A 23,215-nucleotide genomic window follows, 5' to 3' on the forward strand; every position below is an offset into this window, starting at 1 on the left:
ACACCGCAGTGCTGCTAGACGCATGGTTTCTCCTCGATACCATTGAACGGTGGGTATTCGCGCAACTGTGTCGGCGACAGGGGCCGGCTGAAGTGGTAACCCTGGGCGATGTCGCAGCCGGCAATCTTCAGACATACCACCTGTTCGCGGGTCTCGACTCCTTCAGCCACCACCTCCAGCCCCAGGCGCTTGGCGAGGATGATGGTAGAGGAGACGATCGGGCTGTCGTCGTGGCTGTTGGATAGCGGCGCAATCAGCGAGCGGTCTATCTTCAGCTTGCTCAATGGCAGTGATTGCAGGTGGGCAAAGCCTGCGTAACCACGGCCAAAGTCGTCCAGGCTGATGCCCAGGCCCGCTCGGCGCAAGCGGTGCAGGTGCTCAATCGCCGTGCCCTCGGGGTTGAGGATGGTGGTTTCGGTGATTTCCAGCTCCAGCCGCTGTGCGCCAATGCCGTAGCGTTGCAGCTTGGCCAGCAGGCGTGCGCTGAAATCGGGCTGACGCAGCTGCAGTGCCGACACGTTCACCGCCAGACACATGTCGCGGCCCTGATCCTGCCATTGCGCCAGTGCCTCGCAGGCCAGGCGGATCACTTCCCAACCCAGCTCAACGATGAACCCGCTGCGCTCAGCCACGCCGATGAAACGGTCCGGGTAGAGCAGGCCGAATTCCGGGTGGTCCCAGCGTACCAGCGCTTCGTAGCCGAGTACCTGCTGCGTGTCGAGGCGGATCTGTGGTTGGTAGTGCAGCACGAACTGGCGCCCGGCCAACGCGGTGCCGAACGCTTGTTCCAGGGTGAAGGCCTGGATATCCGCGAGGTTCAACGAAGGGTCGAAGAAACGGTACTGGGCGCGTCCGGCCTGCTTGGCCGAATACATCGCGGCGTCGGCGCTGCGGATCAGGCTGTCGATGTCCTGGCCATCGCGTGGGCAGATACTGACCCCCACGCTGGGGCTGGTATTGACCTCCTGGCCGTCCAGGGCATAGGTGGCCGAGAGCTTCTGCACCAGGCTGCGCACCCAGGCATCGATCTGTTCTTCACTGCGCTCGCCCGCCAGCAGCACCACGAACTCGTCGCCGCCGAAACGCGAGGCTTCGTCGCCAGGTTCCAGCAGGCGCTGGATGCGTCCGGCCACGGCTTGCAGCAGCAAGTCGCCGATCTTGTGCCCAAGCGAATCGTTGATCGACTTGAAACGGTCCATGTCGATGAACAGGATCGCCATCAGCCGTCGCTTGCCGCGCTGGTGGGTCAGGGCCTGACCGGCGACTTCGACGAACTGGCGGCGGTTGTGCAGGCCACTGAGGTGATCGGTGGCCGCTGCATGGCTGCTGCGGCGGTGTTCGTCTTCCAAGCGGCCGATCAACTGCTGGTTGACCTGCTGGGCATGCTCCAGGGCGCTGAACGCTTCCTGACGCTTGCGCAGCAGGCGCAGACTCCAGGCAAGGCCCGCCAGGATCATCAGGGTCATGCTCAGGTTCAGCCAGAACTGGCGGGTGTAGGCCTGCGCCGAGGGGGCGAGGATTTCGTCCTCGCGCTGGCTGACCACCACGCTGAAACCACGCTCGGTGACGCGCCGGTACAGGCTTTGGTAGGGGTGGCCAAAGGCGTATTGGGTCAACTGGCCGGTGTCTTTGGCAGTCTTCGGCAAACCTGGCACCAGGGTGTCGCCGGCCACCACCACGCCGCTGGTGTCGATGCGCAACCGCTCTTGGCCATCGTCCTGGAGCAAGCGCATCAGGCCGGTTCGGCCCAGGTCGATGTGCTGGAACAGGACCGCCAGGTAGCCGATATCCAGGTGAATCACCAGGATGCTGTCGATCTCGCGGCCGGGCAGGTCGGTCAACGGCAGCAGGAAGGGCAGGCGCCAGTTGGGGATGGCGCTGGGGTTGCTGTCGGGGGCGACACGCGGCAGAAACGGTTTGAAGCCGTAGTGGGCGACATGAACCTTGAGTTGTTGCAACCAGTCCTCGGGCAACTGCGGTGGCTCGTCGGGGTGGCTGGCGGACAACAGCCGACCTTGCCGGTCGTACAGGCTCATGCGCTTGAACACTGGGTCTTCGGCCAGGATGCGGGCCAGGCTGAAACTGCCTTGGCGCAGCGCCTTCATGTCGTCCTGGGTGACCCGGCCGACGGCCTGGGCGCGGTCGACCAACTGGCGCAGGCTTTCGCTGACGATGCTGGCCAGGTTAAGGTGCTCGGCGGCCTTGGCCGACAGTGCGTTGTCGCGCGAGGCGGCTTTCTGGCTGAAATGCAGGCCCCAGAGGAACGCCAGCGTGGCGGCGCAGAGCATCAGGATCAGCAGACGCAGCAGGCCTGCTGACGAGAGAAAACGGCGTATCACTGCTGGTAGTCCCGACCCTGGGTGAAGGTCGAAAAATACGACAGTAAGATGACAGGCTAATGACTGGTGGCTATTTGCCTTTAGGGTTTTCCCTTGTCCGCAAGCGGTGACTGCACGCGGGTGGTTTCTTCTTCCAGGTAAGCCATCAAGGCCTCGACCTCGACATCGCCCAGGCGCATGTTGGGCATGGCCAGGCGGTTGTACTGCTCGTACAGGAGCATGGCCAGCGGGTCTTTCTCAGCCAGCATCTGGTCGGGTTCTTTCAACCAACGGGCCAGCCAGCGAGGGTCGCGTTGCCGGGTCACGCCGAGCAGGTCGGGCCCGATGCCCGGCAGGCCGCCGGGTTCGGCGTTGCCCACGGAATGGCAGGAAGAACAGCGCGTGCGGAAAATCTGCTCGCCGCTGCTGGGCGGACGAACCGCCGGGGCGCTGGCGTAGTCGTTGTTCACGACGCTGGCCTGCTTCCAGTTGTGCAGGCTGTTGCCCAGGCGGTCGGCCAGGATGTAGGGGCTTTCGAATGGCGAGGCCTTCATCCAGCGGCCGGTGGCCTGGTTGCCTATGATCAGGCTCAGGTTGTGGTCCTTGGAGCGACCGTTTTCCAGCCCTTCTATATATAAGCCCAGGCTGCGGCGCAGCTTTTCGATGTCATCGGGTTCGCCGGTGAGCAGGGTCCAGCCGGGGCCGATGCCGAATTTTTCGGCGTAGCGCTTGAGGGTGGCGGGGGTGTCGTTGTAAGGGTCGATGCTGATGGAGTAGAGGAAGATATCCTTGCCGACCCGGTCGCCGAGGATTTTCTGCACCTGGCGCAACCTTGCGGTTTCAACGGGGCAGGAGTCGGAGCAGCCGGTGAAGATGAAGTTGATGGCGACCACCTTGTCCTTGATCAGGTCGTCGAAGAAACGGACCTTCTGGCCATCCTGGGTCACCAACGGGGTGTTGGGAAAGTAGTCGGCGCCCCATGGGGTAGCGGCTTGGGCTTCAGCCTGGCGAGTGGGTTGCAGCGGCCAGAAAGGAATACTGGCGGCGAAGAGCGAGAGTGCGAGCAGAACACGCCATGAGCCTGTCATGATGCCGTCCTTCTACCTTGGGGGAGTGGGGGCCACCGCAGGCTGCTGCCAGCCCCTACAACGGGGGGGCTGGCAGCAGCCTGCGATGACGCCGGTGCATCAACTCAACGGATACTCACCGGTGCCGTCACACTCTGGCCCAGCGCCGAACGTATGGTCGCCGTCGCCGGGGTGGCGGGGCCATTGCCCGTGGTGGTGACCGACACCCGCCAGCGTGCCCCGGTGCCCGAAGCGGTCAGCGTCGCGGCCCCAAGGTTCAGCGGCCCGGCGGTGGTAGCGACCGACACGTTGATGCTGTTATTGGCGGCAATCGAGGTGGTACCGGCCAGCTCCCAGGTGTAGCGATTGCCGCTGCGGATCTGCACCGTCGCGCTGCTGACCTGGATCTGGTCGGCAACTACCGCCGGGCTCACGGCAATGTTCACCGTCGCGGGCGCCACCGATTCCGCACCCTTGGCATCGCGGGCCGTGTAGTTGAAGCTGGCGGTGAACGCCGTGGTGACTGTCTCCGGTGGGGTATAAGTGACCTGCGTGCCATCAGTGCTGACCGAGCCTTTGCCCGAGTCCGGTTGGCTAAGCCCGACCACCGTCAGCGGCAGGTTGCCCTCAGGGTCGGTGTCGTTGGCCAGCACATTGAGCACGATCGGCTTGCCGGCCGTGGTCGCTGCGCTGTCGTTCACCGCCACCGGTGGCTTATTGCTGGTGTCTTCCTCATCGTCGTCATTTTCGGCGGTGCGGAAGGTCGGCAGGCCTACCGAAGCCACATACTGCACGCCGTCCCAACCGGGTAGCGGGGTCGGCATCACCTGGAACTGGCCAGGGTGCTCGATGTCCCAGCGCAGCAGCATCGACGAGTCTTCGTGCTGGGTGTTGTGGCAATGCTCCATGTAGGTCCCAGCGAACTCGCGGAAACGAATGGCCATTTCCACTTCTTCCGAGGAGTCTTTGTCCGGGCCAATGCGGTAGACGTCCTTGCGTGCCCATTTCTCCCACTCAGGTGGTGCCTTGCCGTCGCGGCTGAGGATGATGCCTTCCTCGAAGTGCACATGCACCGGGTGGCTCCAGCCGTTGCCGCCATTCACGATCTTCCACACTTCCAGGGTGCCGTCGCCACTGAAACCGCCCTGCGTGGCTTCGCTGGAGAGTTGGGCGGAGGCGCTGATCCGCCGTGGGTCCATGCTGTAGCCGAGGCCGCCATCGGTCTTGATGGTCCAGGGAGTGGTGTCGGTGCCATCGGAGCGGCCGAAGATGAACTCACGGTGCCGCGCGGCCTTGATCTTGTCCTGGTCAGCCACGGCGGTACGGTCCAGCGGCAGCGGAATCATCTTCAGGCCAGCGGCCTTGCCTGGCTTGGCCGGCTCGTAGGCGGTCGGGTCCATACTGACGTCCTGACCGGTATACGGCTGCACCAGCAGTTGCATGAACTTGCCGACCACAGGGTCGCCCTTGTCCCACTCAGGCCCGTTGCTGGTCTGCTTGATCACTGCCTTGTATTTCTCGGACAGGACATCGGCCAGTGGAATGGCCTGCTTGGGCCCCTTGCCGGTGTCGTGCTCCATGAGGTTGACGAAGTACAGCTTGTCGCCAGCCTTGATGCCGTTCTTGGCGAAGTTGATGATGATGTCGTAACGCTCGGCGATACCTTGCAGCGGCAGGATGCCGTTGTTGTCCTGGCGGTCGCCGTCGCCGTTGAGGTCCAGGGTGCCGTCGAACGGCACGGCGTGTTCCATGATGTTGCCGTCGTTGGCGATCATGTGGAACGGTACCCGCGCATAGGAGATGTTCGAACCGGTAGGCCCTTTGAATTCGCCGCTGGTGCCGGCGATTTCACGTACGACGGCGAACTTGAAGTAGCGCGACACCGAGCCGTTGAGGATACGGAACCGGTAGCTGCGTGCACGTACCTTCAGCTTGGGCTGGTACTGCCAGTTGACCAGGATCTGGTCACCGAGGAAGCCGTCGGTGTTGAACGGGTTGAACCACAGCTGGCCAGCGGCATCCCAGGCCTTGTCGGCAATCACCAGGTTGACGTCGTAGTCGCGGTTACCCCACGGCATCGCCGAGCCGCTGGGGAAGCGCAGGTTGACGCCGTCCTGCAGTGCCTCGTTGCCGCGGTCCAGGGCGCTGTAGTAGTTCATCATCACGGCGTTGCCTTTGTAGACGTTCTGCGCCGTGAAATCCATCATGTGGTCGTGGAACCAGTGGGTGCTCATGGTTTCACGCCAGTCGCCGCGAATCTTGATGCTGCCGTTTTCGCAGGTCTTCAGGCCTGGCGAAGCGTCGTTGACGAACAGGGTTTCGCCCGGCGAGCAGGGGAAGGCCGCACGTGGGTCCTGGGCGCGGGTGTTGATGGTGTCATAGCCGGCCAACTGTATCGGCCAGCGATAGTCGTAATACTGGCCGGGGAAGAAGTAGGCGTTGGCAAAGCCGTCACTTTCGGCCGGGGAGTGACCGTTGTGCTCGTGGGTCGAGATGGTGTGCAAACCGAACCCGCCGTTGGCCGAGGGGTCGATGGGCAGTGCGTTGTAGTGACGCATGATGATCGGCTGGCCATAACGAACCATCAGCAGTTTCGGCGGGAAGGTTCCGTCGAAGGTCCACAAGGATTTGTGGTTCTGCAACGGGAAGTTGGGGTGGAAACGGGTGTCGATGCCCTTGGTGGTACCCAACGTTGTCGGGATGTCCGAGGTCTGGTAATACAACCCGCCCGGGCCGAACTCGCCAACGGCGTAGTTATGCATCTGCTTGCGGTCGCGCAGCCCTTGGTTGATCCGTGCACCCGCCTGGGCGGTCTTGAACCCAGCCTGGGGGTAGAACTCGTTCCAGCGCTGGTGCGACCAGCCTTTTCCTGGTGGACGGCCTTCAGCCGGTGAGCCGACAGGTTGGCGGTTGAGGAACATCTCGATCTGCGCTTTCCATGGGTTGCGGTCGAGTGTGTTCGAGTATTGGGTCGGGAACGGGTAGAGCCCCGGTTGCTTCAGGAAAGCTTCCAGGGCGTTGCCGTTCGGGCTGCTGCGGGCGACGATGTTGGGATCTTGCGCCGGCGCCTGGCCGAGCGTGGGGACCGGGAAAGTGAGCGGTGGCGGCGGCAGGCTCGGGTCGAGTTTTTCCGGGCCGAATTCTTCGAACAGCAGCAATTGCTGGGTGAACGGTTGGGCGCCGAACAGCGGGCTTGGCTTGCCGTTGGTGGGGTAGTTGCGCGAGGTCTGCTGGGCGGGCTGCAACACGTTGTCGATGCGTACCGTGTTGCGGTCGCCGTACACGCCATCCTTGAGTTCGAGTGAGCCTTCGTTGGCTTCTGGCATGGTTTCCAGGTCGAGCAGTGCCTGGGTCGGGTCAGCCGGCTGGTCAGTATAGGCGGACGGGTCCGTCGGCGGCGGCGGGCTTACGTCATCGAGTGACGAGGCCATGGCCGAGATCAGCCCGAAGCTGAGCATCAGCGCAGTAACGGAAGACAGCCTGAATGCATGGCTGCAGGGACGGATCACGGTGTGTGTTTTCATTGTGTGATGCCTCGCTCGCGGCTAAGTGGCTTGGAGCCATCGATGGCGTTTTGCCTCGTCCTACACCTCTGAGCAACGGGTGTGCCAACAGGTGTTTCAGTAATGCTTTGTTAAACAAAACCTTGTGGCGCCTGAGGCGCGCAAAATACCGGCGCGTCAAAAGTGGGTACACGTCCCCACAAGCGGGGGTTTTGCGGGCCCGATTTCGGTGGTTTGGCCCACGTTTTTGGGGGTTCGGCGCCCCCACTCAAACGCCAGGCCAACCCCCACGAACACCGCCTTTCGCAGGCAGCAGAGCCCCTGCGCGCCCCGTCAGGAGGGCACGAACGTTCGCTTAGCGGAGCGGTTGGGTAAACCTCAGTTGCTGACCACCAGTTCGGGGCCGAGGTAGTCGTTGATCTGATCGATGTCGTCATCGCCCAGGCTGCCCACCGACGACGCCAGTCGCAGGCGCGACATCAGGTAGCGCACCTTGGCCTCGAACAGGTCATGGCGGGCGACATACAGTTGTTCTTCGGCGTTCAACACATCCGAGTTGGTGCTGGTGCCGCCTTCCTTGAACCCCTTGCGGGTGGACAACAGCGACCGTTCGTTGGAGGCCACGGCTTTTTCCAAGGCGTGTATTCGGCTGGCGCCGCTTTGCACACCGCGGTATTCGCGGGTGGTGTCGGAAATGACTTCCTGGCGCGTGGCATCGAGCTCGTCCAGGGCTTTGTAGCTGTTGGCGCTGGCCTGGCGCGATTGCGCGCTGACGCCACCGCCGCTGTACAGCGGAATGTTCAACTCCACGCCAATCGAGCTGTAGTGGTTACGCTGGTTCAGCTCAGAGAGCGACTGGCTTTCGCCTGCGGTATACCCGGCGACGAAATCCAGTGTCGGCCAATGCCCGGCCTTGGCTCGCTTGACCTCTTCTTCGGCCAGTTCGTAGCTGTGACGGCGGGCATGGATCAGCGGGCTGTCGGCCTGAGCCTTGACCAGCCAGTCCTGCAGGTTGCCTGGCAGCAGCGGCGGGGTGGCGAAGCTGGGTTGCAGGGTGATCAGCGAATCCGGGGTTTCGCCGATGTATTCCTCCAGCTTGCGCCGGGTGTTGACCAGGTTGTCCTGGGCTTCGATCAGCTCGGCTTCGGCCAGGTCACGGCGTGCGACCGACTCGTCGATGTCGGTGATGGTACCGGCCCCTAGTTCCATGCGGCGCTTTGCCGAGGCCAGTTGCTCTTCGAAGGCATTGAGCTTGGCCTTGGCCAGGGTGATGGTCTCGCTGGCCAGCAGCACGTTGAAGTAGCTGTCGGCCAAGCGCACGGCGGCGTCCTGGCTCTTGGCGTCGAACACGGCGACGCTGTAGTCGGCGCGTTGCTGGCCCTGGCGGTACTCGGACATCTTCTGCTTGTTGAACAGCGGCTGGCGCAGGCGCACGTTGGCGCCCTTGGAGTTGTAGTCCAGGTCGTTGTCTATGCCGTTCTGGCGTTGGTCGCCGTTGACCTTGTTGTAGTAACCCGAAGCGTTGACCTGCGGCAGCAGGCCAGACTGGCCGATGGCGCGGTTCTCGTCGCCGGCCTGCTTTTCGTGCACGGCGGCGCGGTAGATCGGGCCTTGGTACTGCAGCAGGTCCCAGGCTTGCTTGAGGTCCATGGCGCAGGTCGGCAACGACAGCCCCACGAGGCAGAAAGTCAGGCAATGCAGCTTCATGTCATTGCTCCTTGAACGCGCTGTCGACGCGTTCGAGCATCGGTTTGAGCAGGTAGCTGAGCAGGTTGCGTTCGCCGGTCTTGACGGTGACGCTGGCGGGCATGCCGGGGCGAATGTGGTTGCTGCCCAGCAGGCTCATGCCGGCGGCGGTGACCTCCACCTGGGCCAGGTAATACGGCTGCTTGCTTTCCTCGTCCATCAGGCGGTCGGCGGAAATGGTTTTGACGCGGCCAGGAATGCTGGGCGTTTGCGCGTGGTTGAAGGCCGGGAAGGTGATGTCCACATCCAGGCCCGGGACCATCTTGTCGATGGCCTGCACGGGGATCATCGCATCGACCTGCAGCGGTTCACCCAGCGGCACGATCTCCATGATCCTGGAACCTGGCTGGATGATACCGCCGATGGTGGCGATGCTCAGGGCCTGGACCATGCCGTCGATTGGCGAGCGGATTACTGTGTGGGTCACTTCGTAGTCCAGCGCGCGCAACCGGTCGGCCAGGGTGGTGTTTTCCTTTTCGGTGTCGGTCAGCTGCGACTCGACCTCCTTGAGGTAATCGTGTTGGCGCTGAAGGATGCGCAGCTTGATCTCCGTGGTCTGGCTGCGGGCGCGGGCGATGTTGTTGAGGTTCTCGGCCTGCCCGGCGGAGAGGTCGGCATTGCTGCGCTCCAGTTCCAGCAGACGGTTGCGCGGCACGTAGCCTTCTGCGGCCAGTGTGCGGGTACCTTGCAGTTCCTGGTTGAGGAAGTTGATCTGCGAAGCTCGGGCACCGTACACCTGCTGCAGGCCCTTGAGCTGTACCGCCGAGGCGGCCAGGTTCTCTTCGAGGATGCTGATTTCGCCTGCCAGGCCGGCGCGGCGGGTATCGAGCAGGTGCTGTTGCAGGTCCATGGCCGCTACCAGGCGGGGGTCGCCGGCGAAGCGCTTGAGCAGTTCGGGGGCGAAGGTCACCGTATCCTGGCCGTCGCGCTCGGCTTCCAGGCGGTTTTCCACGGTTTTGCTGACGATGTACTGGGCGCTGACCGCACCTTGCTCGGCAACGGCGCGCAAGGCATCGAGGCGCACCAGCTCCTGGCCTTTCTTCACGGTATCGCCTTCGCGTACAAGAATGGCCTCGACGGTGCCGCCTGTGAGGTGTTGCACAGCCTTGCGGTTGCTGGTGACCTTGACCGTGCCGGTAGCCACGACACCGGCATCCAGCGGCGCCAGCCAGGACCACAGCAGGAAGCCGCCGAAGCCGGCGACCACCAGCCACAGGCCCCAGCGGGCGGGCTTGGCAGCATCCAGGTCGATCACACTGTGGCTGTCGGAGGGAAGCATCTCGGTAGCCATGATCGGTTACTCCCGCACTTTCACAGAGGCCAACGGAGTCGACGCGCCGGCAGGAATCACACTGGCCTTGCGCAGCGCGGTGAACACTTCTTCGCGCGTGCCGAGCATCTGCACGCCGCCGTCGCGCATCACCAGCACCTTGTCGATGGCGCCGAGTACGTTGGGGCGATGGGAAATCAGGATGACCGTGGCGCCCCTCGTCTTGAGTTCGGCCAACGCATCGACCAGGGCCTTTTCACCAACGTCGTCAAGGCTCGCGTTCGGTTCATCCAGCACGATCAGGCTAGGTTCGCCGTACAGGGCGCGGGCCAGTGCGATGCGCTGCTTCTGGCCACCGGAAAGCGGGCTGCCATCGGCGCTCAGGCGGGTGTCGTAGCCTTGGGGGAAGCGCAGGATCATTTCGTGCACGCCAGTCATCTTGGCGGCGCGAATGACCGCCTCGCTGTCCACCTCGCCGAAGCGCGCGATGTTCTCGGCGATGCTGCCTTCGAACAACTCGACGTCCTGTGGCAAGTAACCCAGCCAGGGACCGAGTTCGGCCTTGTTCCAGGTGAAGATATCGGCGCCATCGAGGCGCACCTTGCCGGCCTGGGTGGGCCAAACACCGACCAGCAGGCGGGCGAGGGTGGACTTACCCGAAGCGGACGGGCCGATGATGCCAAGGCTCTCGCCAGGGCAAAGGCTGAAACTGACCCCGCGCAGGATGGTGGTGTTGGTGCCGGGCGCACCGGCAAAGACATTCTCCACGGCCAGCATGCCCAGCGGCCGTTGCAGCGACATGCTGGGCGGCCGGCGTGGGTAATCATGCAGCAACTCGGTGAGCCGACCCCAGGCCGAACGGCAGCCCAGTAGCTGTTTCCACGACGCGATCACTTGCTCCACCGGGCCCAGTGCGCGTCCGGTAAGAATCGAGCAGGCAATCATCATCCCGGGGGTGATCTTGCCTTCGATGGCCAGCAATGCGCCGGTCCCGAGAATCAGCGACTGCAAGGTGATGCGCACGAAGCGTCCGGTACTGCTGATGATGGCGGCGCGGTCCGAGGCCAGGGTCTGCATCTGCAGAATTTTCAGGTGGCCCTGAAACCAGCGCTTGCCAATTGACGGGAGCATGCCCATGGCCTCGATGGCCTCGGCGTTGCGCAGGTTGTTGTTGGCGTAGTTGGCAGAGGACAGCGCGGCCTGATTGGCTTCGGCCAACGGCTTTTGCGTGGCCTTTTCGGTGAGGTAGGCCAGGCCCATAAGAATCAGTGAGCCGATCAGCGTCACCAGGCCCAACAACGGGTGGATGAGGTAGGCCACCAGCAGGTAGATGGGGGTCCAGGGTGCGTCGAAGAAGGCGAACAGACCGTTGCCGGTCAGAAACTGGCGAACCTGCGCCAAATCTTGCAGCGCCTGCGCCGGGTTGCCGCCGGCGCGGCTCAGGTTGCGTTCGAAGGCGGCGCTGAAGATACGCCGGTTCAGCTCCATGTCCAGGCAGTTGCCGACCCGAATCAACACCCGGGTGCGAATCAGTTCCAGTGCGGACATCAGCAGGAACAACCCCACCACCAGCACGGTGAGCATGGTCAGGGTCGTGACGTTGCGGCTGACCAGCGCCCGGTCATACACCTGCATCATGTACACCGAGGGCGTCAGCATCATGATGTTGATCACACCACTGAAGCCTGCCAGTGCGTAAAAACTTCGGCGCAGGCGAAAAAGCGCATCGGCGAGTTCCGAGCGGGCGCGCGGCTGCTTGTGCATGTGGAGCCTCCCTCTACGAAAAACGGGTCGCCGTTGCGGCGGCTCGGACAGCAAGAACAACAGTGTCTGTGGCAGTTATTTGACACGCAGGCGGGTCGCTCTACTGGCTAAACCTCCGAAAACGCTGCGTGGTCTTTACAAGCAGCAGCGTAGGTTGTGTCGAAACAATCTGTAATATCATTTCGCTCTATTGCTGCCTCCGACTTTCTATAAGTCGCTAAAAAACAGCGAGTTGCAACGCATTATCATCTTGCGCCATTTTGCTGACGTGATATTGACAACCCTCAGGTCTACGACTTTAGTCTTGTGTAATCGCGGGGCGCCCGTTGGAGCCTGCCAACTTTTTGGCAAAACAAGGCGCGGTGAAGGCCCAGCTGGAGCAACCATGAACACCCACCTGTTGCATTGCCGAGACAACAGGCTGCCCCGCAAGCGCATCGCTGCGGGCAGCTGCCACGGTCCTCCCGCCAATCGGGCTTGCTGCGGCTGATCGCCTGGCAAGCCATTCATTTCGCGAACTCTAGGCGCATCGGGTAGCGGCACTCCCGCGCCAGCGCTCGCCCCCAGGAAGCTGCATCCACAACTGCGCAAGTCGTTACAGACTGGGCGTGGGAGGGACCCTGTCGCCCTGCATCCATCTCCCGATAGATCGAGGGCACACCCAAAATGGCCAATTTCAGCAAGTCGGACCTGGAGTTCATCCTCAAGCAGATTTTCATCGCCGAAGCCCACGCCAAAGGCGCCAGCCTCATTGACCTGCTGCCCAACAGCCAAGTGCCGTTCGGCTTGCGCACGGTAGATGGCAGCTATAACAACCTGGTCGCCGGGCAAAGCGAATACGGCGCAGCCGACAACTCCTTCCTGCGCTTGCTGGATGCGTCGTACCGTGCGGCCTACGCCGGGACAGGCATGGTGGTGGATTCGCAGCCACGGGTAATCAGTAACCTGATCGTCGACCAGACCGCCAACAACCCGGCTGCGGTCGAGGCGAACGGTGGCGCTGTGTCGGTCACCAGTCCCGGACTGGATGGCGTGTTCAATACCGCCGACGACAAGCAGGTGTTCTTCATTCCCAACCAGTCGCCAGACGCCGGTCTGACCGCCGGCTTCAACTCGTGGATGACCTTCTTCGGCCAGTTCTTCGACCACGGCCTGGACCTGGTCACCAAGAGCAGCACCGACATCGTGTTCATTCCCTTGCAGCCGGGAGACCCGCTGTACCAGCCGGGTAGCCCGACCAACTTCATGGTGCTGCCACGCGCAGTACGCACCGCCGGCGCCGACGGCGTGGTGGGCACCGCTGACGACGGCCAGCCCAACACCACATCGCCGTTCGTGGACCAGAGCCAGACCTACAGCTCGCACCCGTCGCACCAGGTATTCCTGCGTGAATACATGCTCAACGCGGCCGGTGACCCGGTTGCCACGGGCCGACTGATCACCAACCGCGACCTGGGCACCGACGGCAAGTTCGGCACCGCCGACGATGGCAGTGGGGAAAACGGCGGCATGGCCACCTGGGCCGTGGTCAAGGCCCAGGCCCGCGACATTCTCGGTATCGACCTGACCGACGCCGATGTGCACAGCGTGCCGCTGCTGGCGACCGACGCTTACGGCAACTTCATGCGTGGGCCGAACGGCATGCCGATGGTGGTGATGCGTGTCGGTAACGGTGCAGACGGTGTTGCCGGAACCGCCGATGACATCACGCAACTGGTCGAAGGCAACCGCGATGCGCCGATCAGCCTGGCCAACGCCGTGAGCACCGGGCATGGTTTCCTCGACGACATCGCTCACAACGCCGCGCCAGTGGTGGTTGGCGGTGTGCTGCAGGCCGATGCAGACAGCGATGTCGGCAATGCGCAACTCACCGATAACGTTGGCAACAACCTGACCTATGACGACGAACTGCTTGACGCTCACTACATCGCCGGCGACGGCCGGGTGAACGAAAACATCGGCCTGACTGCCGTGCACCATGTGTTCCACTCCGAGCACAACCGTCTGGTGCAGCAGACCAAAGACACCATCCTGGCCTCCAATGACCTGGCATTCCTCAACGAGTGGCTGGCCGACGACGTGACCGAAATCCCGACCACGCCCGCCGCGATTGCCGCCTTGGTGTGGGATGGCGAACGTCTGTTCCAGGCTGCCAAGTTCGGCACCGAGATGCAGTACCAGCACCTGGTGTTCGAGGAGTTCGCCCGTACCATCCAGCCTCAGGTCGACGAGTTCCTGGCGCCCAACGGCTATGACACCTCGATCAACCCGGCCATCCTCGCCGAGTTCGCCCACGTGGTGTACCGCTTCGGCCACTCGATGCTGACCGAAACCGTCGACCGCTTCGACCCGCAGTTCAACCCGATCCTCACCGACCCGAACAACCCGGACCAGCAGCTCGGTCTGATCGCGGCGTTCCTCAACCCACTGGCGTTTGCCGGCAGTGGCGCCACCCCCGATGAAGCCGCCGGCGCGATCATCCGTGGTGTGACCCGCCAGCTCGGCAACGAAATCGACGAGTTCGTCACCGAAGCGCTGCGCAACAACCTGCTCGGGCTGCCGCTTGACCTGCCCGCGCTGAACATCGCCCGTGGCCGCGACACGGGCATCCCCACCCTGAACGAGGCGCGTCGCGAGTTCTATGCCGCGACCGGTGACAGCCAGCTCAAGGCCTACATCAGCTGGGTGGACTTTGCCGACCACCTCAAGCACCCCGCGTCGCTGGTCAACTTCATCGCCGCCTACGGTACGCACAGCACCATCACCTCGGCGACATCGCTGGCCGACAAACGCGCTGCGGCGTTCGCCCTGGTGTTCGGCACCGAAGGCGCGCCGCCAGATCGCCTGGCCTTCCTCAATGGCACCGATGACTGGGCCAACGTGACAACGGCTGGCAAGGATGGCATTGCCGGTAATGCGGATGACATCCAGGGCGTGACGATCACGGGCGTCGACGCCATCGATTTCTGGGTCGGTGGGCTTGCCGAACAGAAGATGCCGTTCGGCGGCATGCTGGGGTCGAGCTTCAACTTTGTCTTCGAGACGCAGCTCGAAGCGCTGCAGAACGGCGACCGCTTCTATTACCTGTCACGTACGGCAGGGATGGACTTCGGCGCCGAGCTTGAGAACAACTCGTTCGCCAAGTTGATCATGCAGAACACCGACGTCACCCACCTGTCGAACACCGTTTTCCTGACACCGACCTACAACCTGGAAGTGAATCAGGACAACCAGTACACAGGGCTTGGCGCGGACGGCAAGGCCGACCCAACCGGTGGCCTGATGATCGATGGCGTTGAGATCGTCAAGCTGGTGATTCGCGACAACCCTGACACCGTGGGCGATGACTCCAATTACCTGCAGTACACCGGTGAAGACCATGTGGTGCTGGGTGGTACCGCCGGCGATGACATCATCATCTCGGGTGAAGGCGACGACACCCTGTACGGCGATGGCGGCAATGACCGTCTCGAAGGCGGTGCCGGTAACGATGCGGTGCTTGGCGGGGCGGGCGATGACATCATCACCGACTCGTTCGGCGACAACCGCCTGGAGGGTAATGCCGGTAACGATGTGATCGTGGCCGGCAGCATGCTCGCCGCCGGCAACCTGATTCTGGGTGGCGACGGCCAGGACTTCATCATTACCACCGAAGACATTTCCACCACCTTCGGTGGTCGGGGCGACGACTTCATCCTCGGGGCCAAGACCAACTTGCCGCCCACCGGTAACGAGGGTGACGACTGGATCGAGAAGGGCACCCAGGACGGTGCGCCTGGCGACAACTTCGCGCCGCTGCTCGATGACACGGTGATCGGCAACGATATCTTCGTCGGAGGCGGCGGCTTCGACGAAATGATCGGCGAAGGCGGCGATGACATCTTCGTCGGCAGCGATGCCCAGGACAAGATGGACGGCATGTCCGGTTTCGACTGGGTGACCTACAAGAATGACCAGGTCGGCGTCACCGTCGACCTGAGCCTGGCCGCCTTGGCACAGCCCCATGGCAACGCGCCAAACCAGAACGCCGGCGTGTTCAACCCGGTCGGGGCCTCGCCGGCCTCGATTCTCGACCGTTTCGCCGAAGTCGAAGGCTTGTCCGGCTCGAAATTCGCCGATGTGCTCAAAGGCGATGATGTGGATGCGGTCACCATCCTCAACCACGGAGGGGCAACGGGCAGTGCGCTGACCAATGTCGACCTGATTCGCGGCCTGAGGCAGTTCCTCACCGATGCGGGCTTGCCGACCACCGGATTCGCCACCGGCAACATCATCCTGGGTGGCAATGGCAGCGACCTGATCGAAGGCCGCGGTGGCGACGACCTGATCGACGGCGACAAGTGGATCAACGTGCGCATCGCGGTGTACGCGGCCGATGACGTCAACCACACCGGCCCGGAAATCGCCAGTTTCGACAGCATGGTCGACATGATTCCGTACATGCTCGACCGCACCTACAACCCCGGCCAGCTCAAGGCCGTGCGCGAGATCCTGCCCGGCACTTCGACCGGCGGCGCGGCGTTCGATACCGCTGTGTTCTCTGGTTTGCAGACCGAGTACGTGGTGACCCAGAACAACCGTGGCACGGCGGATGTGTCCGATGATGTGTGGACCGTCACCGACACCGTGGCCGGGCGTGATGGCGTCGATACCTTGCTGCATGTCGAACGCCTGCAGTTCGCCGATGGCCAGCGTGTGCTGGTGCAGGGCGTGAATGCACAGCCAACCGGCGCACCAGCCATCAGCGACAGCAATGCCGGCGCAATCACGGTGGGCGATGTGCTGACCGTGAGCATGGCCGGCGTGCGCGATGGCGACAACGTCAGCGCTGCCAACCCGCAGGGGCTGATCAACAACACCTCGGTGTCCTACTACTGGCAGTTCGAGGCCGACCCGGGCAGCGGTGTGTTCCAGGACATCATCCTGCTGCCGGCCGGCGACCTGGCGTTCCAGAGCGCCGACGGCACCGCGTTCAAGGTGTCGCCGGACCTGGCGGGGCTGTCGTTGCGGGTCAAGGCGATCTACCAGGATGCCCATGGCACCACTGAAGTGCTGTTCTCCCAGCCCACGGCGGTGGTGGAAGCCGGCGCGCCGGTCGTGCCGACCGTGCAAACCCCGGTCGTCGATGCCACCGAAGGCGGCGAGGGGCTGCACATGGTGCGGTCCGACCTGAACTTCATCCTCGACCAGATCAAGATTGCCGAGGCTGACGCTCACGGGCAGGACATCCTCTCGCTGATCCCCAACATTCGCGCGCCCCTTGGCCTGCGGGCGGTGGATGGGTCGAACAACAACCTGATGAACCTCAACGGCATCAACAACACCCAGTTCGGTTCCGCCGATAACGTGTTCCCGCGTCTGAGCGACCCGGTGTTCAACCAGGCCGAAAGTGCGCCTGCCGGCTTCTTCGGCCCCAACTCGCCGGCCGGACCCACCACGTCCTACCAACAGACCAGCGGCAACGTGTTCGACTCTCAGCCACGCACCATCAGCAACCTGATCGTCGACCAGACCTCGAACAACCCGGCGGCCTATGCCACGGCCTACGACCCAGGCGAGAACGGCAAGCTCGACTATGGCGCGCAGGGAAGCGACGACGTGCTCAAGGATGGCGTGCGCATCGTCGCCAGCCCTGGCATGGACGGCCAGTTCGGCACAGGCGACGACCATGACGTGTACCTGTTCGAGAACACCACGGCCGATGCCGGTTTGTCCGCGCCGTTCAACGCCTGGATGACCTTCTTCGGGCAGTTCTTCGACCATGGCCTGGACTTGGTCACCAAAGGCGGCTCGGGCACCGTGTTCATTCCGCTGCAACCGGATGACCCGCTGTATGTGCCGGGCGGCCACTCCAACTTCATGGTGCTGACCCGCGCGACCAACCTGCCGGGCCCCGACGGCAAGCTTGGCACCGCCGACGATATCCATGAACACACCAACACCACCACGCCGTTCGTGGACCAGAACCAGACCTACAGCTCGCACCCGTCGCACCAGGTGTTCCTGCGCGGGTACCAGATGACCGATAACGGCCCCGTCGCCACTGGCCGGCTGATCACCAACCGCGACCTGGGCACCGATGGCAAGTACGGCACGGGCGATGACAGCGAAATTGGCGGCATGGCGACCTGGAAAGTGGTCAAGGCGCAGGCCAACGACATTCTGGGCATCCACCTCACCGATGCCGACGTCGACAACGTCCCGCTGCTGGCGACCGACGCCTATGGCAACTTCATCAAGGGGCCGCATGGCTACCCGATGGTGGTGATGAAGGGCGTTGATGGCCTTGGCGGCACAGCGGATGACGTGCTGGTCGAAGGCAACCCGCTGGCGCCCATCGACCTGACCAACGCCGTACGCACCGGGCACCAGTTCCTCGCTGACATCGCCCACAACGCCGTACCAGTGATGGTGGGTGGCGTGCTGGCGCCGGACGGCGACAACGTGGCCGGCAATGCCGTGCCGGTGAACCCGTTCACCGGGGCCAATACCGCCTACGACAACGAACTGCTCGATGCGCACTACATTGCTGGTGACGGCCGGGTCAACGAGAACATCGGCCTGACTGCGGTGCATGCCATCTTCCACGCCGAGCACAATCGCCTGGTGGCGCAGACCAAGGACACCGTGCTCGATTCGGGCGACCTGGCGTTCATCAACGAATGGCTGCTCGACCCGCTGGACGCCTTGCCTGCCAACCAGGCCGAGATCGATGCCCTGGTGTGGAATGGCGAGCGCCTGTTCCAGGCCGCGAAGTTCGGCACCGAGATGCAGTACCAGCACTTGGTGTTCGAAGAGTTCGCCCGCACGGTCCAGCCACGGGTCGACCTGTTCTTCGCACCGACCCAGGTCTATGACGTTGACCTCGATGCCTCGATCGTCGCCGAGTTCGCCCATACCGTGTACCGGTTCGGCCACTCGATGCTGACCGAGACCGTCGACCGCTTCGACGTCGACTTCAACGTGGTACAGGACCCAAGCAGCCTGAACCCCGACCAGCAGCTGGGCTTGATCGCGGCCTTCCTCAACCCGTTGGCGTACGCCGCCAGTGGCGTGACGCCAGAGGACGCCACCAGTGCGATCGTGCGTGGGGTGACGCGCCAGGCCGGTAACGAGATCGACGAATTCGTCACCGAGGCGCTGCGCAACAACCTGCTCGGGCTGCCGCTCGACCTGCCGGCGATCAACATCGCCCGGGGCCGCGATGTCGGGATTCCGTCGCTCAATGCCATCCGCCGCGACATCTATGGCCAGACCGGCGATACCCAACTGAAGCCTTACACCAGCTGGGTCGACCTGGTGCAACACTTGAAGCATCCGGAGTCGCTGATCAACTTCATTGCTGCCTATGGCACCCATGAAACGATCACCGCCGCCACAACGCTGGAAGGCAAGCGCGCCGCAGCATTGGCGCTGGTCTTCGGTGGCACGGACGCGCCCGGCGACCGGCTGGACTTCCTCAACAGCACGGGTAAATGGGCCAATATCACCTTGGCCGGCAAAGACGGCCTGATGAACACAGTCGACGACCTCAAGGGCGTGACCGTGACCGGGGTCGATGCCATCGACCTCTGGATCGGCGGCCTGGCCGAAGAGAAGACCCCGTTCGGCGGCATGCTCGGCTCGACCTTCAACTTCGTGTTCGAGAACCAGATGGAGAAACTGCAGGACGGTGACCGCTTCTATTACCTGGAGCGCACCGCCGGCCTGTCGATGAACGCCGAGCTGGAAAGCAACTCGTTCGCCAAGCTGATCATGGCCAACACCTCGGCTACCCACTTGCCAGGGCTGGTGTTCTCGGATGTGGCGTTCTACCTGGAGCGCGACAAGACCAAGCAGTACAACGACGGCCTCGGCAACGACGACCCGCTTGGCGATCATGGCCAGCAGGTGGTGTTCCGCGACAACCCGCTCACGGCAGGCGCAGACACCAACTACATCCGCTACTCGGGTGAAGAGCACATCGTGCTGGGAGGTACCAACAGCGCTGACATCCTGGTGGCCGGTGGCGGTGACGACACGGTCTGGGGCGATGCTGGCAACGACCGCCTGGAAGGTGGCAACGGCAACGACCAACTGCGTGGTGGCGCCGGCGATGACATCATCACCGACCTGGGCGGCGACGATAACCTCCAGGGGGGTGACGGCAACGACGTGTTGCACGGCGGCAACGGCGTCAACCTGATCATCGGCGGCTTCGGCAATGACTTCATCGTCACCGGTGAGGATGCCTCCGAAGCCATTGGCGGCCAGGGCAACGACTTCATCCTGGGCAGCAAGGCCAACGAACAGGACATGGGCAACGAAGGCGACGACTGGATCGAGAAGGGCACCTCGGACGGTGCGCCTGGCGACAACTTCGACCCACTGGGCAACGACCCGGTCATCGGCAACGATGTGTTCATTGGCGGCAACGAGAACGACAAGTTCAACGGTGAAGGCGGCGACGACATCATGGTCGGCAGCCTGGGCATGGGCGACCGCTATATCGGCGGCTCGGGCTACGACTGGGCGACGTTCAAGAACCTCACCCAGGGCGTGACCATCGACATGAGCGACCGCTTCTTCGGTGTGCCGGTGCAGCCGGGCTCCGGTGCCTCGGCACTGGCCCGCTTCGACATCATGGAAGGCCTTTCGGGGTCGGCCCACGGTGACTTCCTGCGCGGCGACAACGAAGACGCCACGTCCTTGCCCACCAATGGCGCCAACGGCAGCGTGCTGACCAACATCAGCCTGATCAACGGCCTGTCCAGTTTGCTGGCTGCCGGAGCGACGTTCTACGACGGCGGCAACATCATTCTCGGTGGCAGTGGCAGCGACCTGATCGAAGGGCGAGGCGGGGACGACATCATTGACGGCGACAAGTGGCTCAACGTGCGTATCAGCGTGCGCGCCAACGTCGATGGCACAGGCCCGGAAATCGCCTCGTTCGACAGCATGGAACCGATGGTACCGCTGATGCTCAGCGGCAAGTACAACCCAGGCCAGCTGGTGATCGTGCGCGAGATTCTCAGCGGCGACGATCGCTACGACACCGCGTTGTTCTCGGGTATTTCGACGGACTACACCGTTGTCGTCGATGGCAACTCGATCACGGTCACCGACTTGGTGACGGGGCGTGACGGCGTCGATCACCTGACCGGCATCGAACGCCTGCAGTTTGCCGACCGTGCACTGGCCTCGGGCGTGGGCACGGCAGTGAACAATGGGCCTACGGGCCACCTGGCGATCCTCGATGCTGCCAGCGGGCTGCGCGACGATACCCCGGTTTCTGGCCAGTTGCTGCGCGTCACCGACCGCGCGGTGCATGACGCCGACAACACCAGTGCGGCCAACCCCAACGGGGCGGTGACCGGGCCGGTGGCGTACTACTGGCAGGTCGAGACCATTCCTGGCACGGGTGTCTTCGAAGACATCACCTTCGATGCCGCCGGCGAAATCACCCAGGCCATGGGCGCCACGTACCGGGTGACCGACGACGTCGCGGGGCTGAACATCCGCGTGCGGGCGGTGTATCAGGACGCCAAGGGCACCCTGGAGATCGTCGACTCGTCACCCAACAGCACCGCCAGCGCACTGCCGACCGTGACCGGGTTGTCGATCCAGAACCAGGTGCTGACCGCCAACCCGGCGACCATCGTCGATGTCGATGGCCTGAGCAACCCGCAGTTCACCTTCCAGTGGCAGTCGAACATCGGTGTGGGCTGGGTGGATATTCCGGGGGCGGTGAACAGCACCTTTACCCTTGGGCAGGCCCAGGTGGGGCGGTTCATGCGGGTGGTGGTCAGTTACGTGGATGACTTCGGCGTTGCCGAAAGCGTTGCATCCGACATTCTCGACCCGGTGGCCAACGTCAACGATGCACCTACCGGCGGCGTGGTGATCAGTGATACCAGCCCTGACCTGGGCCAGGTACTGACCGCCAACACCACGACGATTGCCGATGTCGACGGGCTGGGAACCTTCAGCTTCCAATGGCAGCAAGGTACCGGCGGCAACTTCACCGATATTGCCGGTGCTACCGCAGCCACCTTCACGCCAGGTTTCCCGCAGGGTAACCAGCAGTTGCGGGTGATCGTGCGCTACACCGACGGTTTCGGCACGGCTGAGACGGTGACCTCGGCGGCTACCGCTGCCGTATTCGTCCCACCAGGTGTAGTGCTGGTCGGCAATGCGCAAGCCAACACCCTCAACGGCAGCGCCTTCAACGATGTGCTGTCGGGCCTGGCCGGCAACGACACGCTCAATGGCCTGGGCGGCATGGACCAGCTGTTCGGTGGCCTCGGCAACGACATCCTCAATGGCGGCAGCGAAAACGACGTGCTCAATGGCGAGGACGGTAACGACACCCTAAATGGTGGGCTGGGTGCGGACACCATGAACGGCGGTGCCGGCGATGACACCTTCGTGGTCGACAACGTCGGTGACGTGGTCACCGAAGCAGCAGGTGGCGGTACCGACCTGGTGCAGACCACCCTGGCGAGCTACACGCTGGGTGCCAACGTCGAGAACCTGACCTTCACTGGCACAGGCAACTTCACCGGCATTGGCAACACGCAGGCCAACATCCTGAGGGGGGGGGCCGGCAACGACACATTGAACGGTGGTGCCGGTGCCGACCAGATGATTGGTGGCGCGGGCAACGATACCTATGTGGTCGATGCCGGAGACGTGGTGGTCGAGGGCACCAATGCCGGTACGGACACCGTACTGACCTCGCTGGCCAGCTACACCTTGGCTGCCAACGTCGAGAACCTGACCTACACCGGGGTGGGCAACTTCACCGCCATTGGTAACGGTCTGGCCAACATCATCACTGGCGGTGCCGGCAACGACACGCTCAGCGGTGACGGCGGCAACGACATCGTCACCGGCAACGCCGGCAACGACACGCTCAATGGCGACGGCGGTAACGACCAGCTGTTCGGCGGCCTGGGCACCGATACGCTGAGCGGCGGCGGTGGTGATGACACCCTCGATGGGGGTGATAGCAACGACTCGCTGAATGGCGGAGCAGCCAACGACACGCTGCAGGGTGGGCTGGGCAATGACAGCCTGGATGGCGACATCGGCAATGACCTGTTGGTGGGTGGCGATGGCAGCGACACCTTGTTCGGGGGCGTCGGCAACGACACCTTGCAGGGTGGCGCTGGCAACGACTTCATCAACGGCGCGGCGGGTAACGATATCGTCAGTGGCGGGGCCGGCAACGATACGTTGGTGGCCACCGACGGCAACGATATCTTCCAGTTCGCAGCAGGCTTCGGAGCCGATCAGGTGATCAACTTCGATGCCGCGCCAGCGGGTGGCCAGGATCGGCTGGATATCTCTGCGTTCAACGTCACGGTGGCGACTTTTGCTGGCAGCGTCGCTATCGCCGATGTTGGCGCCGATACGTTGGTTAGCCTGGGTGGTGACTCGATTCGCCTGGTGGGTGTGGGCGATGCGACAACCGTCACGGTTGCGGACTTTATCCTGGCGGGTTGATCGAGTAAATCGATAGGAAGGGAAGGGCAAGGATGCCCTTTTGTGCCCGTCTTGGGTTTT

At 63.2% G+C, this 23,215-nt stretch carries 7 protein-coding genes; 1 reads left to right on the forward strand and 6 read right to left on the reverse strand.

Going from position 1 to position 23,215, the window contains the following annotated elements; all coding sequences use genetic code 11:
* Positions 1 to 14: 14 nt before the first annotated feature.
* From PspTeo4_RS07420 to PspTeo4_RS07445, 6 genes are all read right to left on the reverse strand, one after another.
* Positions 15 to 2,339, reverse strand: coding sequence for an EAL domain-containing protein (locus PspTeo4_RS07420; RefSeq protein ID WP_322363056.1), 2,325 nt, complete (start codon positions 2,337 to 2,339; stop codon positions 15 to 17).
* Positions 2,340 to 2,419: 80 nt separating this feature from the next.
* Complete coding sequence (locus PspTeo4_RS07425; RefSeq protein ID WP_322363057.1) at positions 2,420 to 3,406, reverse strand: SCO family protein; 987 nt, start codon at positions 3,404 to 3,406, stop codon at positions 2,420 to 2,422.
* Positions 3,407 to 3,510: 104 nt separating this feature from the next.
* The gene (locus PspTeo4_RS07430; RefSeq protein ID WP_322363058.1) at positions 3,511 to 6,909 is read right to left on the reverse strand and encodes an Ig-like domain-containing protein; all 3,399 of its coding nucleotides are present in this window, start codon (positions 6,907 to 6,909) and stop codon (positions 3,511 to 3,513) included.
* A 357-nt stretch (positions 6,910 to 7,266) separates the two neighbouring features.
* On the reverse strand, positions 7,267 to 8,595 hold the full coding sequence (locus PspTeo4_RS07435) for a TolC family outer membrane protein (RefSeq protein ID WP_322363059.1): 1,329 nt from the start codon (positions 8,593 to 8,595) through the stop codon (positions 7,267 to 7,269).
* 1 nt (position 8,596) lies between these two features.
* Positions 8,597 to 9,925: an HlyD family type I secretion periplasmic adaptor subunit gene (locus PspTeo4_RS07440; protein ID WP_322363060.1), complete on the reverse strand. Its 1,329-nt coding sequence runs from the start codon at positions 9,923 to 9,925 to the stop codon at positions 8,597 to 8,599.
* Between the two features lie 6 nt (positions 9,926 to 9,931).
* Positions 9,932 to 11,668 (reverse strand): type I secretion system permease/ATPase, encoded by a 1,737-nt coding sequence (locus tag PspTeo4_RS07445; RefSeq protein WP_322363061.1) that lies wholly within the window; start codon positions 11,666 to 11,668, stop codon positions 9,932 to 9,934.
* Between the two features lie 666 nt (positions 11,669 to 12,334).
* Here PspTeo4_RS07445 and PspTeo4_RS07450 point away from each other — a divergent pair.
* Positions 12,335 to 23,155, forward strand: coding sequence for a peroxidase family protein (locus PspTeo4_RS07450; protein ID WP_322363062.1), 10,821 nt, complete (start codon positions 12,335 to 12,337; stop codon positions 23,153 to 23,155).
* Positions 23,156 to 23,215: the final 60 nt, after the last annotated feature.

This window comes from Pseudomonas sp. Teo4 (assembly GCF_034387475.1).
Taxonomy (GTDB): domain Bacteria; phylum Pseudomonadota; class Gammaproteobacteria; order Pseudomonadales; family Pseudomonadaceae; genus Aquipseudomonas.

Bases quoted from the DNA above. Each gene is read 5' to 3' on its own strand.
- PspTeo4_RS07425 (WP_322363057.1), bottom strand. From the start codon at position 3,406: ATGACAGGCTCATGGCGTGTTCTGCTCGCACTCTCGCTCTTCGCCGCC.
- PspTeo4_RS07430 (WP_322363058.1), bottom strand. From the start codon at position 6,909: ATGAAAACACACACCGTGATCCGTCCCTGCAGCCATGCATTCAGGCTG.
- PspTeo4_RS07435 (WP_322363059.1), bottom strand. From the start codon at position 8,595: ATGAAGCTGCATTGCCTGACTTTCTGCCTCGTGGGGCTGTCGTTGCCG.
- PspTeo4_RS07440 (WP_322363060.1), bottom strand. From the start codon at position 9,925: ATGGCTACCGAGATGCTTCCCTCCGACAGCCACAGTGTGATCGACCTG.
- PspTeo4_RS07445 (WP_322363061.1), bottom strand. From the start codon at position 11,668: ATGCACAAGCAGCCGCGCGCCCGCTCGGAACTCGCCGATGCGCTTTTT.
- PspTeo4_RS07450 (WP_322363062.1), top strand. From the start codon at position 12,335: ATGGCCAATTTCAGCAAGTCGGACCTGGAGTTCATCCTCAAGCAGATT.